Source organism: Clostridium sartagoforme AAU1, from assembly GCF_000401215.1.
In the GTDB taxonomy this organism is placed as follows: Bacteria; Bacillota; Clostridia; order Clostridiales; family Clostridiaceae; genus Clostridium; species Clostridium sartagoforme.
This window is the reverse complement of sequence record NZ_ASRV01000153.1, coordinates 1-17,023: the sequence shown is the minus strand read 5'-3', so window position 1 is coordinate 17,023 and position 17,023 is coordinate 1. Positions and strand designations below refer to the sequence as shown.

The following is a 17,023-nucleotide window of genomic DNA, read 5'->3' as shown; positions in this document are numbered from 1 at the left end:
CTTAAAAGTTTTTTGACTTATTTTGTCACATATCTTAGCGACAGAATCTATCTTATCATTTAAATTTAATATAGTTATATATATATGTATTTATTTTTCAAATTTATTTTTATTTACTCCATTTTTCTATTTTTTTTAGTTTATACTATTATTGATACGCCTGGATAAGATTACGTTATAATATAGCTTATTTCTATTATTTTTTATTCTTTTTTAATTTATTCATATAAAAAATTGCAATTACCTATATATTGATAATTGCAATTTATTATTTTTAAATCTTTATATCTACTTATGGTTTCTCATTTATTCATCATCTTTTGATTCTTCGTCTTCTGATATATCTAATAAATCCTTTAAACTATTATCTGAATCATCTACCACTGCTATTTCACTCTTTATTTCATCATCTATTCTATTTTCATCTATAGTTATTTGATCTTCTTTATCCTCACCAGTTCCTGATATTTTAGCAATTGCTGCTATTTTTTCCTCTTCTGATGTTCTCATAAGAGTTACACCCATTGCAGATCTGCTTGTAACTGATATTCCTGAGACATTTATTCTTATTGCTACTCCACTTGTATTTATTAACATAAGCTCATCATCTATCTTACATACAGTTGCACCTATAACCTTACCTGTCTTCTCTGATAGTTTGTATGTTATTAAACCTGTTCCGCCTCTTTTTTGTCTCTTATATTCTGTTATAGGAGTTCTCTTTCCAAAACCATTTTCACTAATAACAAGTAAATCTTCTCCTTCTACAGCGATATCCATACATACTGCAATATCATCTTCTCTTAGATTAATAGATCTTACTCCTGATGCAGTTCTACCCATAGATCTTACGTCTTTTTCATTAAATCTAATAGCATTACCATCTTGTGTAACTATTATTATATCTGCGTCTCCACGAGTAACCTTAACCTTTAAAAGTTCATCTCCATCTCTTAGGTTTATGGCTATTAATCCATTTTTTCTAAGATTCTTGAACTCTGAAAGTGGAGTCTTCTTTACTATTCCTTGCTTAGTTCCCATAAATAAGAATCCTTCACTTACATCATCTCTTATTGTAAGTACTGTTTCTATTCTTTCATCTTGCTCTATTGCTATAAGATTTATTATATTAGTACCTTTAGCCGTTCTTCCCGCATCAGGTATTTCATATGCTCTTAGCTTATAAACTCTTCCCTTATTCGTAAAGAATAAAACATCTGAGTGGGTTGAAGTAATATTTACATGTTCTACAAAGTCATCTTCTTTAGTAGACATTGCTTGTATTCCTCTTCCCCCTCTTCTTTGTGCAGAATATGTATCTGCAGATATTCTCTTTATATATCCTGAATGTGTTAATGTAACTACTACTTCTTCTTCCTGTATAAGATCCTCTATATCTATTTCATTAACTACTTTTTCTATCTTAGTCCTTCTTGGATCATTATATTTATTCTTAATTTCTAATAACTCTTCTTTTATTACTGATAAAAGTTTTTCTTCACTTGCTAATATAGAATTTAAATAATCTATTAACTTCATCAACTCTTCAAATTCTTCTTCTATTTTGTCTCTTTCCAATCCTGTTAATCTTCTTAATCTCATTTCTAGGATTGCCTGAGCTTGCTTTTCACTTAATCCAAATCTATCTATTAATGTATTTTTAGCTATTTCTGTTGTTTTAGATGATCTTATTATTTTTATAACTTCATCAATATTATCAAGGGCTATTCTTAAACCTTCTAGTATATGTGCTCTTGCTTCTGCTTTATTTAATTCAAATACAGTTCTTCTGGTTAATACTTCTTTTTGGAATTGTATATAATTACTTAATACTTGTTTAAGGTTTAATACTAATGGTTCATTATTAACTAAAGCTAACATTATAATTCCAAATGTATCTTGCATTTTTGTATGCTTATATAGAAGATTTAATACTACACTTGGATTAGCATCTCTCTTTAATTCTATTACTATTCTCATACCTTCTCTATCAGATTCATCTCTTAAGTCTGATATTCCGGTTATTTTTTTATCTTTTACTAAGTCAGCTATATTCTCTATTAACTTAGCTTTGTTAACTTGATATGGTATTTCTGTAACAATTATTTTATGTCTTCCATTCTCTTCTTCAATTTCTGCATTTGCCCTTACTATAACTCTACCTTTTCCAGTCTCATATGCTGCTCTTATTCCTGATTTCCCCATAATTGTAGCACCTGTAGGAAAGTCAGGCCCTTTAATGACAGTCATTAATTCTAAGGATGTTGTTTCTGGATTATCTATAAGCATTATTGTTCCATCTATTACTTCCCCTAAGTTATGTGGAGGAATATTTGTAGCCATACCTACAGCTATCCCAGATGATCCATTTACTAAAAGATTTGGATACCTTGATGGTAATACAACCGGTTCTCTTTCTTCACCATCAAAGTTTGGTATAAAGTCAACTGTATCTTTATTTATATCTCTTAGCATTTCAGATGCAATTTTATTCATTCTTGCTTCTGTATATCTCATTGCTGCTGCACTATCCCCATCTACAGAACCAAAGTTTCCATGACCATCAACAAGCATATATCTCATTGAGAAATCTTGAGCTAATCTTACTAGTGCATCATAAACTGATGTATCTCCATGTGGATGATACTTACCTAAAACTTCTCCAACTATTCTTGCACATTTTCTATAACTTTTATCTGGCGTAATTCCAAGCTCATTCATAGAATGTAGTATTCTTCTATGAACTGGCTTTAATCCATCTCTAACATCAGGTAATGCACGACCTACAATAACACTCATTGCATAATCAATATAGCATCTCTTCATTTCTTTATTTATATCTATAGGAATAACTTTTCCCTCGTTTAAATCCATGTACCTCACCTCGTTTTAGTACTAAACATCTAAGTTACTTACTTTCTTTGCATTTTTTTGAATAAACTCTCTTCTTGGTTCTACTTTATCCCCCATCAATATAGTGAATATTTCGTCAGCTGCTATCGCATCCTCTATTGTTGCTTTTAAAAGTATTCTCTTTTCCGGGTCCATAGTTGTGTCCCATAATTGAGTTGCATTCATTTCTCCAAGACCTTTATATCTTTGTATATTAGTTGCATTATCTTTTCCACCGATATCACCTAATAACTTTTCAAGTTCTGAATCAGAATAAACATAGTACTCCTTTTTATTTTTCTTTACTTGATAAAGCGGTGGCTGAGCTATATAAACGTGTCCTCCTTCTATTAATCCTCTCATATATCTAAAGAAGAATGTTAACAGTAAAGTTCTTATATGAGCTCCATCTACGTCAGCATCTGTCATTATTATTATTCTGTTATATCTTAATCTTTCTTCATCGAAGTCTTCACCAATTCCAGCACCAAATGCTGTAACCATTGATTTTATAGAATCTGCTGTTAATATTCTATCCAATCTTTGTTTTTCAACATTTAATATTTTACCTCTCAATGGTAATATAGCTTGGAATCTTCTATTTCTTCCTTGCTTAGCTGATCCCCCTGCCGAGTCTCCCTCTACTATATAAATTTCACACTCTAAAGGATCTTTAGATGAACAATCAGCTAATTTCCCTGGTAATGATGAACGCTCTAATACTGATTTTCTTGTTAACTCTCTTGCCTTTCTTGCTGCATCTCTTGCTCTTGCTGCCATCAAAGCCTTTTCTATTATTATTTTCCCAATATTAGGGTTTTCTTCTAAGAATATAGATACACCTTCTCCTACTATTGAATCCACAACACCTCTAACTTCAGAGTTTCCTAACTTAGTTTTTGTTTGTCCTTCAAATTGAGGGTCGGATATCTTTATGGAGACTACAGCTGTTAATCCTTCTCTAATATCATCACCAGATAAATTTTTATCATTTTCTTTTAAATGATTAAATTTTTTACCATAATCATTTATAACTCTTGTTAAAGAGGTTTTAAATCCTGATAAGTGAGTACCACCTTCTATTGTATCTATATTATTAGCAAAAGAATACAGATTTTCAGTATAACTATCATTATATTGAAGTGCTACTTCAGCTATTATTCCATCTCTTTCTCCTTCAACATAAATAGGTTCTCCATGCAATACTTCTTTATTTCTATTTAGGTATGCTACAAATTCCTTTATACCACCTTCATAGAAATAATGTTCCACTTTTCCTTCTTCTCTTTTATCTTCTAATATAATTTTAATTCCCTTATTTAAAAATGCTAATTCTCTCAATCTATTAGCTAATATATCAAAATCATATTCTACTTCTTCAAATATTTCAGTGTCTGGCTTGAACGATACTGTAGTTCCTTGTTTATCAGTTGTTCCTATCTTACATAAGTCAGTTACAACTGCTCCTCTAGAATACTTTTGTTTCCAAATCTCGCCTTCTCTACATACCGTTACTTCACACCATTCTGAAAGAGCATTAACAACTGATGCTCCAACACCGTGAAGTCCTCCTGATACCTTGTATCCTCCACCACCGAATTTTCCTCCAGCATGAAGAACTGTCATTATAACTTCTACTGTTGATTTCCCCATTTTAGGATGTATTCCAGTAGGCATTCCTCTTCCATTATCTATTACTGTTATTGAGTTATCTGCATTAATGGTAACTGATATATCTGTACAAAATCCAGCCAAAGCTTCATCTATACTGTTATCAACTATTTCATAAACAAGATGATGTAATCCTCTTGAACTGGTACTACCTATATACATTCCAGGTCTTTTTCTAACAGCCTCTAAACCTTCTAAAACCTGAATTTGATTTTCATCATAACTTTGTCTGTTATTTTCCAATATAATCTCCTCCTTAAATTAAATTTTATTATAATCACATGAAGATTTAAAATTGGAATTATGGATTATAATCTATATTAGTTCTTTTTGTTAAAGTTGAAGAGGAAATTGGAGATAAGTAAATTTTACTCATTTTATTAACTTCAGCTATAACAAAAGATTTTGGTTTTTCTTTAGAAATCCTCTCTACAAACCCATCTTCCTCCGCCATTCTTAAAAAAGCACTTGTGTCAGAACTATACATTGTAGTTTGTAAATCAAATATTCCAATCACATCTTTAACTGGAACAACTACATTTTCTCCTAAATGTAAAAACATAAGAATTCCTCCCTTAATTTAGGATTTCTCCATCTTTGACCTTAAATAATCTGGATGTATTATCTAAATAATTAGTTATATCCTCGATTCCCGTACATGTTATTATAGTTTGAATCTCCCCAATGGTACTTAAAATGTACCTCTTTCTATTAAAATCTAACTCTGATAAAACATCATCTAATAATAATACTGGATATTCTGATGTAATTTCCTTTATTATTTTTAAAGATGAAAATTTCATTGTAAGAACTGCGCTTCTTTGTTGTCCTTGAGATCCAAAACTTTTTGTATCTATATCATTAATAAGAACAATAAAATCATCCCTATGAGGGCCAATGCTCGTAATTCCCTTTTCAATATCTTTCTTCCTATTTTTCTTTAATGTTTCATAGAAGTTAACTTTTATATTTTCCAATTCCTTTATTGTACTTATATATCTAAATTCTATATTTTCTTTTCCTGAAGATATTTCTCTATGTACATCTTTACCATAAAAGTTTAATTTATTAATATAATTAATTCTATCTATAACTATATGATGCCCATAATTTGCTAATTGAATATCATATATATCTAAAATTTCCTTATCTAGATTCCTATTTTTTAAAATAACATTACGTTCATTTAAAATTTTGTTATATTGAACTAAATTATAGTAATATTTAGGGTTTAGTTGACATAACTCCATGTCTATAAATTTTCTTCTTATTCCTGGTGAATCTTTTATAATCTTTAAATCTTCTGGTGAAAACATAACAACATTAAAGTTTCCAAATAATTCTCCTATTTTAGACACCTTAATTTTATTTATCTTTATTGCTTTTTTCCCATCCTTTAATATATTTATATCAATATTCTTATCAAGCCTATCTTTACCTACAAGTAAACTTATATATGCACTATCTGAATTCCAATTTATTAAATCTCTATCTTTGGAAGTTCTGTGTGATTTAGAAAATGCACAATAATAAATTGCTTCAAGAATATTGGTTTTACCTTGAGCATTATCTCCCATAAATACATTTACATTTTTACCAAGTGTTATATTTAAAGATTTATAATTTCTATAATTTAACATTTGAAGTCTTTTAATATACATTTTTAACACCTATTTTAATTATAACATATAAAAAGAATAAAAGTAATTGTTAAGGTAATAGTAAATGCAATATAGTTCTTAAATAACTTTATACTCTTCACCATCGAATTCTACTATATCACCCTTTTTAATTTTCTTTCCTCTTTGAGTACAAATTTCATTATTAACCTTTACCATCTCATCTAAAATATACATTTTCGCTTCTGATCCTAAAGATGCAACTCCACACCACTTCAAAAAGGAATCCAATTTTATAAATTCTGTATTTATTTTAACTTCATTCATTTCCAATTCAATGCATTTTTATTCATATTTTATGCATTTTCTCCTTTCTATCTTATAAGCCTTACTGGTAAAACAAGATATTTTGAATTATCTATATTCTTACCCTTTATTACGCAAGGGCTAACACTTGATGTCATTTCTAATTTAACTTCATCATCATCCATGTTTTTTAATACATCCAAAAGATATCTAGAATTAAATGCAATTTGTATAGATTCTCCTTGCAAGTTTATATTCAATTCCTCCCTAACCTTTCCCAATTGAGAATTGGATGTTATTATCATTGTATCCTCTTGAACATCTAGTTTTATTAAATTGCTATTACTATCCTTAGCCATTAAAGATGCTCTCTCTATACAATTTTGTAATTGTTGTTTATTTACATCAACTAATATTTTATGCTCTTGAGGTAATAAAGACGAATAATTTACAAATTTACCTTCTAATAATCTTGAAATAATTTTTGTATTATTTAAATTAAATAATATATGATTATTTGTAAATGTTATTTTTACTATATCAGATGTATCTTCTAATATTTTTGAAACTTCATTTAATGTTTTTCCAGGTATTACAACTTCTAGATTATTATCATTATCTAAAAACTCATTTCTTATAGCTAATCTATATCCATCTAAAGCTACTAAGTTTAAATTTTTATTATTCACTTCAAATAATATTCCTTGAAGTATTGGTCTAGTTTCGTCTTGAGCTATAGCAAAAGATGTTCCTTTTATCATATTTTTTAGTATATTCTGAGGAACTTCAGCTGATAAATTTTCATTTATATTTGGTATAGCTGGATAATCTTCAGCATTCATGTAAACTAGGTTAAACACTGATTTTTCACATGTAATTTGAATTATGTCATTTTCTAAAGTTTCTATTTTTATATCTGAATTTGGTAGCTTTCTTATAATTTCTCCAAAAATCTTTGCATCTATTACTATCTTTCCTTCCTCAAGAATATCTGCTTCAACCTTTGTTTCTATAGATACATCCATATCAGATCCTATTAATGTTAATCCTTCCTTTTTGCATCTATATAGATTCCTTCTAATATAGGCATAGTTGTTTTTCCTGTTATAGCCTTACTTGTTATTGATATACCTTCTTGTATTTTTTGTTTTTCACAAATAAATATCATATAAAAACCTCCTTAAGTTATATACATATAAGATGTATAGATATAGATAAATATATAAGATATAAATTAATAATAGTAGTAGTAGGGGCTGTGAGTATGTTAATAAGTACCCCTAACCATTGAATTGTCTAAATTGTTTATAAAAAAATAGTGTGGATAAGTGAAGCAAAAATTACGTATCTTATCCACAGTACTAACAGACGATATTGTTTTTAAGAGTTATCCACAAATAATTAAATATATTTATGTACAGTTGTTGATTAATTTTGAGTTAGCTTTTTTGTTATATCATTTACTGTGTGTTGTAGACTTTCATCAGTATTTAAGCTATCAGAGATTTTCTCATATGCATGTATAACAGTAGTATGATCTCTTCCTCCAAATTCCTCTCCTATTTTCGGTAAAGACATATCTGTTAATTTTCTACTTAAATACATTGCAATTTGTCTTGGATAGGCTATATTTCTAGTTCTTCTTTGAGATTTTAAGTCTTCTATTCTAAGATTAAAATATCCAGCAACAACATCTTGTATAACATCTATAGTTACATTTTTATTTTGTTTATTTGATATTATATCTTTAAGAGCTTCGCTTGCTAATTCCACTGTAATAGGTCTATTTGTAAGAGAGGAATATGCCACTATTCTAATCAATGCTCCTTCTAGTTCTCTAATATTAGACTTAATTTTTGTTGCAATATAAACCATAACTTCATTTGCTACATTTAATTTCTCGACATCAGCTTTCTTTTTTAGTATAGCCATTCTAGTCTCAAAGTCTGGTGCTTGAATATCAGCAATTAAGCCCCATTCAAACCTAGAACGTAATCTATCTTCCAAAGTTGGTATTTCTTTTGGTGGCCTATCAGACGATAGAATTATTTGTTTATTTGCATCATGTAATTCATTAAATGTATGGAAAAATTCTTCCTGAGTTCTTTCTTTGCCAGCTATAAATTGGATATCATCTATAAGTAAGATATCAACACTTCTATATTTATTTCTAAACTCTTCATTTTTATCATCCCTTATTGCATTAATAAGTTCATTAGTAAATTTTTCTGAAGAAACATATACAACTTTAGCAGTAGTATTGTTTTGTAAAACATAGTGTCCTATAGCATGCATTAAGTGAGTTTTACCAAGACCAACTCCACCATAAATGAATAAGGGATTATATGCTTTAGCTGGAGATTCAGCTACTGCCAAGGACGCAGCATGAGCAAATCTATTACTATTACCAATAACAAATGAATCAAATGTGTACTTAGGATTTAAAGTACTAGACATTTCATCGTTTACGATAATAGATGATGATTTATTATCTATCTTTGAGATTTTTTCTTCCTTATCTTCAGATTCCTGAATATCAGATGCAACTATAAATTCTACATTATATACTTTAGAACAAGCAGCTTCTATAGAATTTACAACCAAATCCTTATATCTTTTTTCCAATATATCTTGAGTGAAGGAATTGGGCACACTGATTTTTATTATATTGGAAGATATAGAAATAGGTTCGCAACTTTTAATCCATGTATTAAAACTAACTTCACTCATTTCACCTTTAATTATATTTAATGTTTTTTCCCATAATGATTTAAGATCATTATTCATTTTATATCCTCCATAAAAAAAATTTTAAAAGTTATTAAATAATTAATAACATAGTATAAACATAGTTATTAACATATGAAAATGATTGTTGATAACTAATAATAAAAATATTCACATGTTAATAATTATGTTGATGTTATAAACATAAAAAAATTATCCACAGTATAAGTATGTACAAATTTACACATTATTAACATGGTATAAAAGTAATATTTACGCTAAAAATAGGTATAAATAGATAAGTAATAAAGAAAAAGCAAACAAGTTATGCACAATTTAATCCACACCTGTGGATAAGTTGTCGTATAAATAAAACTATTCACATTCATTATTAATAATAACATAAGTTAAATAGAGTATTCAAGAAGTTATCCACAAATTTATATGTTAATATATTTATATTTATCAACAGAATTTGAAAATTATAGTGTATTGACATAAAATCGTGATATATATATAATAATAAGGTAAATTTAAAATTAGGAATTATAGTTTTTACTATAGAAATTTAGAATTCGAAGGGGGTGTAGTGAAATGTTCATGACATACCAACCAAAAAAAAGACAAAGAAAAAAGGAACATGGATTCAGAAAGAGAATGAAAACTTCATCAGGAAGAACTGTTCTTAAAAGAAGAAGACAAAAAGGTAGAAAAAAATTAACAGCATAAGGGCCGCAAATAGTGGCCTTTTTTCTGCAATAGCGGAAAAAAAAGGAGTATAGAAGTTCCAATGGTGTACAGATTAAGAAAGAATAATGAATTTAAATTAGTATATAGACGGGGAAGGTCGCTAGCTAATAATCTTTTAGTTTTATATATTTTTAATAATAAGAAAAATAAAACAGAGGATAAGCTTCCTTATAATAAGGTAGGAATTTCTGTAAGTAAAAAAGTAGGCAATAGTGTAGTACGAAGTAGAAGTAAACGATTGATAACTGAAAGCTATAGACTAAATGAAAAAGATATTAAAAAGGGGTATGATTTTGTATTTGTAGCACGAAGTGCTATAAAGGATAAAAGTTTCTTTGATGTTGAAGAATCAATGAAAAAACTTTTTTTAAAGGCAGGATTATATAAATAATGAAAAAAGTAATGCTAAAAACTATATATTTATATAGAAAATATATCTCACCAATGAGACCACCAACATGTATTTATGTTCCTACATGTTCTCAATATGCAATAGATGCTATTAATAAATATGGGGCAATAAAGGGTGGTTTTTTAGCTATAAAGAGAATTCTAAGGTGTCATCCATTCGCAAAGGGTGGGTATGATCCTGTAAAATAAGGAGGTTAGGCATAAAAGATGATGAAATTCTTACAACCAATAACAAATTTCTTGACTATTATATTTGATGGACTTCATGGTTTTATTTTATCAGTATTTAACATGGAACCAAGTGGTGCTTCATATGTACTAACAATTACAATATTTACTTTAATAATTAGATTGTTAATACTTCCATTAAATATAAAAGCTAACAGATCAAATGCGAGGATGCAGGAAATTCAACCGGAATTAAATGCAATACAAAAGAAATATGCAAATGATCCCCAAAAGATGCAAGCTGAATATTCAAAATGTATGAAAGAAAATAATGTAAGTATGTTTGGAGGGTGTCTTCCAACATTATTACCATTACCAATACTATTTGCTTTATACTATGTTTTCTATAATATAGATAAAAGCTTAGTAGTAAATCCATCATTTTTATGGATAATAGATGTATTTGAAAAAGATAGATATTTCATATTACCTGTATTAGCATTTTTAAGCACATATTTACCAAGCTTACTTTTAACTAAGTCAATGCCTAAAAATGATAATAGTCCTATGAATATGGGAAGTATGAATATTATGATGGCAGGTATGATGGGAGTAATGGCAATCAATTTTAAATCAATTCTAGTTATTTACTGGATAATTGGTGGAGCTATTCAATTAGCACAAACTTACTTCTTAAATTACTTACCATATAAAAAGAAAAAAGAAGCTAAAGAGGAAGAGGCAAACTTAAAGACTATTCAAAATGCCAAAAAAGCAACGCCAAAGACTAAGAAAAAAAATTAAGATTTATTATATTTAGTATTTACTAGGTGGTGAATAGGGTATGAAAATATTAGAAATGACAGGTAAAACCATAAATGAAGCATTAAATAATGCATTAAAAGAATTGAAGCTCACAGAGGATAAAATTGAATATGAGGTTCTAGATGAAGGCTCTAAAGGATTTTTGAATATTATAGGGACAAAACCTGCTAAAATATTAGTAAAAGTCAAAAGAGATTATAAGGAAGAAGTAAGAGTATTTTTAAGATCTATTCTTGATAATATGAGAGTACAATCAGAAATAAAAATTAGAGAAGTTGATGATGTTATTTATATAGACTTAAATGGTCCAAAGATGGGTTTAATAATTGGATATAGAGGAGAGACATTAGACTCCTTACAATACTTATCATCATTAGTTGTTAATAAAGAACACGATATTCCTTATAAAAAAGTAGTTTTAGATACTGAAAATTACAGAAAAAAAAGAGAAGAAACCTTAAAAAGAGTTGCAGAAAAAACTGCATATAAAGTTAGAAAAACTAGAAGACCTTATAAACTAGAACCAATGAATCCTTATGAAAGAAGAGTAATACATTCTGCTTTACAAGATAATGAATATGTATATACATTTAGTGAAGGTGATGAGCCTCACAGAAGAATTGTTGTAGACATAAAGAAGTAAATGGGTATGGAGGCCAATTGGCCTTCCTACCCTTTATTTTTTTGACTTAATTTCAATAGTTTTGTAAAATGAATATTAGTTAATTTGGGATATAATATAAATAATGATAATTAAATTTTGCTAATGAATAAATAAAGTAAAAATCCACAATGGATTTTTTTATAAGGAGGATAGACATGAAAGAATTTGATACAATTTGTGCTATATCAACAGCAATTGGAGAAGGTGGAATTGCTATTATAAGAGTATCAGGAGATAAAGCTTTAGATATAGTATCTAAGATATTTAATGCCAAGAACGGAAAAGATATAAGGGATATGAAGACTTATACTATGAAATATGGTCATATAGTTGATATAGATACAAAGGATTTAATAGATGAAGTAATAATAAGTTATATGAAAGGGCCAAAAAGTTTTACGGCTGAAGATACTGTGGAAATAAATTGTCATGGTGGAGTCACATCAACAAATAAGGTTTTAGAGATGACAATCAAGGCAGGAGCAAGACTTGCTGAGCCAGGTGAATTTACAAAGAGAGCCTTTTTAAATGGGCGTATAGATTTATCGCAAGCAGAAGCAGTTATGGATTTAATAACAGCTAAAACAGAATTAGCAATGAAATCTGCATTGATGCAAAGTACGGGATCTCTATCACAAAAAATAAATAAGCTTAGAGAATATTTATTAAATGTTTTAGCTTTAATAGAATATGCTGTTGACTTCACGGAGGATGATGAAGAAGTTGACCCAGCTATTCCTATAAGAGTTAAAGAGAGTCTTGAGGAAGCTTATGAAATTATAAATAAGCTTTTAAAGGGAGCTGATGAAGGAAGAATAATAAGAGACGGATTAAGTTTAGCTATAGTAGGTAAACCTAATGTTGGAAAATCATCTTTATTGAATGTACTTTTAAAGGAAAAGAGAGCTATAGTTACAGATATTGCTGGTACAACTAGAGATGTGATAGAAGAATATATAAATTTAGATGGAATACCAGTAAAAATTATAGACACAGCAGGAATAAGAGATACAGAAGATATAGTTGAAAAAATTGGGGTTGAAAAATCCAGAGAAAAGATAAATGAAGCAGATTTAGTTTTATTAGTATTAGATTCATCTAGAAGTTTAGATAAAGAAGATATTGAAATAATAGGAACTATAAAAGATAAAAAATCAATAATTTTATTAAATAAAATTGATTTAGAAAATAAATTAGATAATACAATATTATCGGATTTTAAAAATATAATAAAAATTTCAGCTAAAGAAGATATTGGAATAGATGGATTAAAAAATGAGATTAAGAATATGTTCTTTAATGGTAAAATAGATAGCGAAAGCTTAATCATATCCAATTCACGACATAAGCAAGCATTAATAAGAGCCAAGGAAAATTGTGATAATGCGCTTATAAGAGTTAAGAATAATGAGTTTCTTGATTTAATTTCTATATATGTTACTGCAGCATTAAAAGCATTAGGAGAAATTACAGGTTCTGAATTGGAAGAGGATTTAGTTAATAAAATATTTAAGGAATTTTGTTGTGGAAAGTAGGAGAAATAAAGATGAAATATAATGCGGGAGAATACGATGTAGTAGTCGTAGGGGCCGGTCATGCAGGATGTGAAGCGGCATTATCAACAGCGAGAATGGGATTAAAAACATTGATTTGTACTACTAATCTCGATTCTGTAGCTATGATGCCGTGTAATCCTAATATAGGAGGAACTGCAAAAGGTCATTTAGTAAGAGAAATTGATGCTTTGGGCGGAGAAATGGGAATTAATATAGATAATACATATATACAATCAAGAATGCTTAATACATCAAAGGGACCAGCAGTTCATTCATTAAGAGCTCAGGCAGATAAGAAAAAATACCAAAGTAGAATGAAAAATGTTTTAGAAAATCAAGAGAATCTTAGTTTAAGACAACTTGAAGTTATAGAAGTAGATGTTATAGATGGAAAAGTTAGAGGAGTTCTAACTAAAAATGGTGGATATTTTAGTTGCAAAGCAGTTATATTAACAACTGGGACTTATTTAAGAGCTAGAATAATAATAGGTGATGTAACATATAATAGTGGCCCTAATGGATTATCAGCAGCAAATGAATTATCACAATCATTAATAGATTTAGGAATATCATTAAGAAGATTTAAAACAGGTACTCCAGCAAGAATAAATAAGAAATCAGTAGATTTTTCAAAAATGATAGAACAACCAGGTGATGAAAAAATAATTCCATTTTCATTTATAAGTGGAGATATCTCAAGAGAACAAGTATCTTGTTGGTTAACTTATACAAGCGAAGAAACTCATGATGTAATTAGAGAAAATATTTCAAGATCACCAATGTATAATGGATTAATTGAGGGAGTAGGGCCTAGATATTGCCCATCAATAGAAGATAAAGTTATGAGATTCCCAGATAGGGAAAGACATCAGTTATTTATAGAGCCCGAAGGCGAAGATACTGAAGAAATGTATATCGGAGGAATGTCTTCATCACTTCCAGAGGATGTACAAATACAAATGTTAAAAACTGTGCCAGGCTTAGAGAATGTAGAAATAATGAGAACAGCATATGCAATAGAATATGATTCAATTGATCCAACTCAATTAAAACCAACACTAGAATTTAAAGATTTTGATGGATTATATGGAGCAGGACAGCTAAATGGTAGTTCAGGATATGAAGAGGCTGCTGCACAAGGCATAGTAGCAGGAATAAATGCAGCTTTAAAGATTAAAGATAAAGAGCCTATGATATTAACAAGATCTGATGGATATATAGGAGTTCTCATTGATGATTTAGTTACCAAGGGTACTAATGAGCCATATAGAATGATGACTTCAAGAGCTGAATATAGGTTATTATTAAGACAAGACAATGCAGATTTTAGACTAACTGAAATAGGATATAATGTAGGTCTTGCAACAGAGGCAAGATACCAAAAGTTCCTAAAAAGAAAAAATAGTATAGAAAGTGAAATAGAGAGATTAAAAAGTTTACAAATAACTAATAAAAAAGAAGTAAATGACTTTTTGATTTCTTTAGGATCTACTGAGCTTAAAAAACCAATTAGTTTTTATGAACTTATTAAGAGACCTGAATTAGATTATTTTATTTTAAAGGATTTAGATATAGATAGACCAGAATATAAGGATGACATAGGAGAACAAATAAATATAATTACTAAATATGAAGGATATATAGAAAGTCAATTAGAGCAAGTTAAACAATTTAAGAAATTTGAAAAAAAATTAATTCCTGAAGATTTAGATTATAAAAATGTTAAAGGGTTAAGAACTGAAGCTATTCAGAAATTATCTAATGTAAGACCTATAAGTATAGGGCAAGCATCAAGAATTTCAGGAGTATCACCAGCAGATATATCTGTTTTATTAATTTATTTAGAACATCAACATAAGAAATAAATTTATGTGGAGGAAAGCATGGAATATTTTCAATTAATGAAAGATGCATCATTAGAAGTAGGATTAGAATTATCAGAGCATCAATACAATCAATTTATAAAATACATGAAACTACTTCAAGAATGGAATGAAAAAGTAAATCTTACAGCAATAACACAAGATGAAGAGGTTATAAAAAAGCATTTTATTGATTGCATTAAGGCTTTTAAATCAAAATCAATAAAAGGGGCAAAAACTATAATAGATGTAGGAACAGGAGCTGGATTTCCAGGATTACCTATAGCAATAATGAATCCAAGTGTAGAAGTAACATTATTAGACTCATTAAACAAAAGAATAAACTTTTTAAATATAGTTATAGATACTTTAGAGTTGAAAAATGTTACAACAATTCATTCAAGAGCTGAAGATGGCTCAAGAACACCAGAATTGAGAGAAAAATTTGATGTTGCAACATCAAGAGCTGTAGCTAATATGGCAGTATTATCAGAACTATGTTTACCATATGTAAAGATTAATGGATATTTTGTTGCCTTAAAGGGCCCTGCAATAGAAGAGGAACTTAAAGAGGGGAATAAGGCCATAGCTACCCTAGGAGGAGAATTAATAGATATAATTGAAGTAAATATAGAGGACTCAGATTTAAAACATAATATAGTAGAAGTAAAAAAGATAAATAAGTGTCCTAAAATATATCCAAGAAAAGCTGGAACAGTAAATAAAAAACCAATAAAATAGAATATTCTACAATATATTTTAATAAAAATAGTCGATTAATAATTTTTTCTGAGATATATAGATGGATTTGTAAATAATTAATTTATACTAAGCGAATTTGTCTTATAATAATAAGGAATAAAAAGAAGGAATTTAGACAAGAAAATAGAATTTTTAATTTATTGAATAAAATGGTAATTTAGAGAAATAGGGGATGATTGGGTGCATATGAAAAGAGAAATTACTAACATAAGTGTAAATAAAATATTTCCAAATACTTATCAGCCTAGAAGATTTTTTAATGAAGAGGCATTAGAAGAGTTATCTCAATCTATAAAGGAGCATGGAATAATTCAACCAATTACTGTGAGAAGAAGAGGAGAAAACTTTGAACTAGTTGCAGGAGAAAGAAGATGGAGAGCAGCTAGGATGGCAGAGTTAGAAGATGTACCATGTAATATTATAGAAATTACAGATACACAATCTGCTGAAATTGCATTATTAGAAAATTTACAAAGAGAAGATTTGAATTTTATAGAAGAAGCAGAAGCTTATTATAATCTTATAAATGATCATAAATTTACTCAAGATGAATTAGCAAAACGAATGGGTAAAAAGCAATCAACTATAGCTAATAAATTAAGATTATTGAAACTTAGTTCTAATGTAAGAAAGCTTTGTATAGAGAATAAATTAACAGAAAGGCACGCAAGAGCTTTATTATCTCTACCAAATGAGGAATTACAATTAAAAGTTATAGAAAAGATAATTAAAAATTCTCTTAATGTCAAATCAACAGAAGAAGCAGTTAATAAAGAGTTACTAAAATTAGCTGGAGAAGAATTAAATAAT

The 17,023-nt window shown here is 28.5% G+C and carries 15 protein-coding genes and 1 pseudogene; 9 read left to right on the top strand and 7 right to left on the bottom strand.

Annotation, left to right across the window (positions count from 1 at the left end):
* Positions 1 to 306: 306 nt before the first annotated feature.
* The 7 genes and pseudogenes from gyrA to dnaA form a co-directional block, all read right to left on the bottom strand.
* The gene (gene gyrA / locus A500_RS12540) at positions 307 to 2,874 is read right to left on the bottom strand and encodes a DNA gyrase subunit A (RefSeq protein ID WP_016207959.1); all 2,568 of its coding nucleotides are present in this window, start codon (positions 2,872 to 2,874) and stop codon (positions 307 to 309) included.
* A gap of 21 nt (positions 2,875 to 2,895) precedes the next feature.
* Positions 2,896 to 4,809 (bottom strand): DNA topoisomerase (ATP-hydrolyzing) subunit B, encoded by a 1,914-nt coding sequence (gene gyrB, locus A500_RS12535; RefSeq protein ID WP_423219294.1) that lies wholly within the window; start codon positions 4,807 to 4,809, stop codon positions 2,896 to 2,898.
* 55 nt (positions 4,810 to 4,864) lie between these two features.
* Positions 4,865 to 5,125 carry an extracellular matrix regulator RemB gene (gene remB, locus A500_RS12530; RefSeq protein WP_016207957.1) on the bottom strand — a complete coding sequence of 87 codons (261 nt, stop codon included), beginning with the start codon at positions 5,123 to 5,125 and terminating at the stop codon, positions 4,865 to 4,867.
* A gap of 13 nt (positions 5,126 to 5,138) precedes the next feature.
* The gene (recF, locus tag A500_RS12525) at positions 5,139 to 6,224 is read right to left on the bottom strand and encodes a DNA replication/repair protein RecF (RefSeq protein ID WP_016207956.1); all 1,086 of its coding nucleotides are present in this window, start codon (positions 6,222 to 6,224) and stop codon (positions 5,139 to 5,141) included.
* 78 nt (positions 6,225 to 6,302) lie between these two features.
* Positions 6,303 to 6,509, bottom strand: a complete 207-nt coding sequence (gene yaaA / locus A500_RS12520; RefSeq protein WP_016207955.1) for a S4 domain-containing protein YaaA — start codon at positions 6,507 to 6,509, stop codon at positions 6,303 to 6,305.
* Between the two features lie 47 nt (positions 6,510 to 6,556).
* A pseudogene (gene dnaN, locus A500_RS12515) lies at positions 6,557 to 7,656 on the bottom strand (DNA polymerase III subunit beta).
* Positions 7,657 to 7,916: 260 nt separating this feature from the next.
* Positions 7,917 to 9,275 (bottom strand): chromosomal replication initiator protein DnaA, encoded by a 1,359-nt coding sequence (dnaA, locus tag A500_RS12510; protein WP_016207954.1) that lies wholly within the window; start codon positions 9,273 to 9,275, stop codon positions 7,917 to 7,919.
* 534 nt (positions 9,276 to 9,809) lie between these two features.
* On the opposite strand from dnaA, the gene rpmH reads away from it, so the two are divergent.
* The 9 genes from rpmH to A500_RS12465 form a co-directional block, all read left to right on the top strand.
* Positions 9,810 to 9,944, top strand: coding sequence for a 50S ribosomal protein L34 (gene rpmH, locus A500_RS12505; RefSeq protein ID WP_016207953.1), 135 nt, complete (start codon positions 9,810 to 9,812; stop codon positions 9,942 to 9,944).
* Between the two features lie 61 nt (positions 9,945 to 10,005).
* A complete protein-coding gene (gene rnpA / locus A500_RS12500; RefSeq protein ID WP_016207952.1) occupies positions 10,006 to 10,356 on the top strand; it encodes a ribonuclease P protein component in 351 nt (116 codons plus the stop codon).
* Positions 10,356 to 10,565: a membrane protein insertion efficiency factor YidD gene (gene yidD, locus A500_RS12495; RefSeq protein WP_016207951.1), complete on the top strand. Its 210-nt coding sequence runs from the start codon at positions 10,356 to 10,358 to the stop codon at positions 10,563 to 10,565. The genes rnpA and yidD overlap by 1 nt, the downstream gene beginning before the upstream one ends.
* A gap of 18 nt (positions 10,566 to 10,583) precedes the next feature.
* On the top strand, positions 10,584 to 11,348 hold the full coding sequence (gene yidC / locus A500_RS12490; RefSeq protein ID WP_016207950.1) for a membrane protein insertase YidC: 765 nt from the start codon (positions 10,584 to 10,586) through the stop codon (positions 11,346 to 11,348).
* Positions 11,349 to 11,388: 40 nt separating this feature from the next.
* Positions 11,389 to 12,012 carry an RNA-binding cell elongation regulator Jag/EloR gene (jag, locus tag A500_RS12485; protein ID WP_016207949.1) on the top strand — a complete coding sequence of 208 codons (624 nt, stop codon included), beginning with the start codon at positions 11,389 to 11,391 and terminating at the stop codon, positions 12,010 to 12,012.
* 176 nt (positions 12,013 to 12,188) lie between these two features.
* Positions 12,189 to 13,568, top strand: coding sequence for a tRNA uridine-5-carboxymethylaminomethyl(34) synthesis GTPase MnmE (mnmE, locus tag A500_RS12480; RefSeq protein WP_016207948.1), 1,380 nt, complete (start codon positions 12,189 to 12,191; stop codon positions 13,566 to 13,568).
* Between the two features lie 11 nt (positions 13,569 to 13,579).
* On the top strand, positions 13,580 to 15,454 hold the full coding sequence (gene mnmG, locus A500_RS12475) for a tRNA uridine-5-carboxymethylaminomethyl(34) synthesis enzyme MnmG (RefSeq protein WP_016207947.1): 1,875 nt from the start codon (positions 13,580 to 13,582) through the stop codon (positions 15,452 to 15,454).
* An 18-nt stretch (positions 15,455 to 15,472) separates the two neighbouring features.
* Entirely contained in the window at positions 15,473 to 16,192 is a 720-nt protein-coding gene (gene rsmG, locus A500_RS12470; RefSeq protein WP_016207946.1) for a 16S rRNA (guanine(527)-N(7))-methyltransferase RsmG, read from the top strand.
* A gap of 207 nt (positions 16,193 to 16,399) precedes the next feature.
* The coding region (locus A500_RS12465; protein ID WP_016207945.1) for a ParB/RepB/Spo0J family partition protein at positions 16,400 to 17,023 on the top strand (624 nt) is incomplete at its 3' end.

What these genes read in the sequence shown, in the direction of transcription:
- dnaA (WP_016207954.1), bottom strand. Translation starts at nt 9,275, where the DNA reads ATGAATAATGATCTTAAATCATTATGGGAAAAAACATTAAATATAATT.
- yidD (WP_016207951.1), top strand. Translation starts at nt 10,356, where the DNA reads ATGAAAAAAGTAATGCTAAAAACTATATATTTATATAGAAAATATATC.
- mnmG (WP_016207947.1), top strand. Translation starts at nt 13,580, where the DNA reads ATGAAATATAATGCGGGAGAATACGATGTAGTAGTCGTAGGGGCCGGT.
- recF (WP_016207956.1), bottom strand. Translation starts at nt 6,224, where the DNA reads ATGTATATTAAAAGACTTCAAATGTTAAATTATAGAAATTATAAATCT.
- rpmH (WP_016207953.1), top strand. Translation starts at nt 9,810, where the DNA reads ATGTTCATGACATACCAACCAAAAAAAAGACAAAGAAAAAAGGAACAT.
- mnmE (WP_016207948.1), top strand. Translation starts at nt 12,189, where the DNA reads ATGAAAGAATTTGATACAATTTGTGCTATATCAACAGCAATTGGAGAA.
- yidC (WP_016207950.1), top strand. Translation starts at nt 10,584, where the DNA reads ATGATGAAATTCTTACAACCAATAACAAATTTCTTGACTATTATATTT.
- rnpA (WP_016207952.1), top strand. Translation starts at nt 10,006, where the DNA reads ATGGTGTACAGATTAAGAAAGAATAATGAATTTAAATTAGTATATAGA.
- remB (WP_016207957.1), bottom strand. Translation starts at nt 5,125, where the DNA reads ATGTTTTTACATTTAGGAGAAAATGTAGTTGTTCCAGTTAAAGATGTG.
- rsmG (WP_016207946.1), top strand. Translation starts at nt 15,473, where the DNA reads ATGGAATATTTTCAATTAATGAAAGATGCATCATTAGAAGTAGGATTA.
- yaaA (WP_016207955.1), bottom strand. Translation starts at nt 6,509, where the DNA reads ATGAATGAAGTTAAAATAAATACAGAATTTATAAAATTGGATTCCTTT.
- jag (WP_016207949.1), top strand. Translation starts at nt 11,389, where the DNA reads ATGAAAATATTAGAAATGACAGGTAAAACCATAAATGAAGCATTAAAT.
- gyrA (WP_016207959.1), bottom strand. Translation starts at nt 2,874, where the DNA reads ATGGATTTAAACGAGGGAAAAGTTATTCCTATAGATATAAATAAAGAA.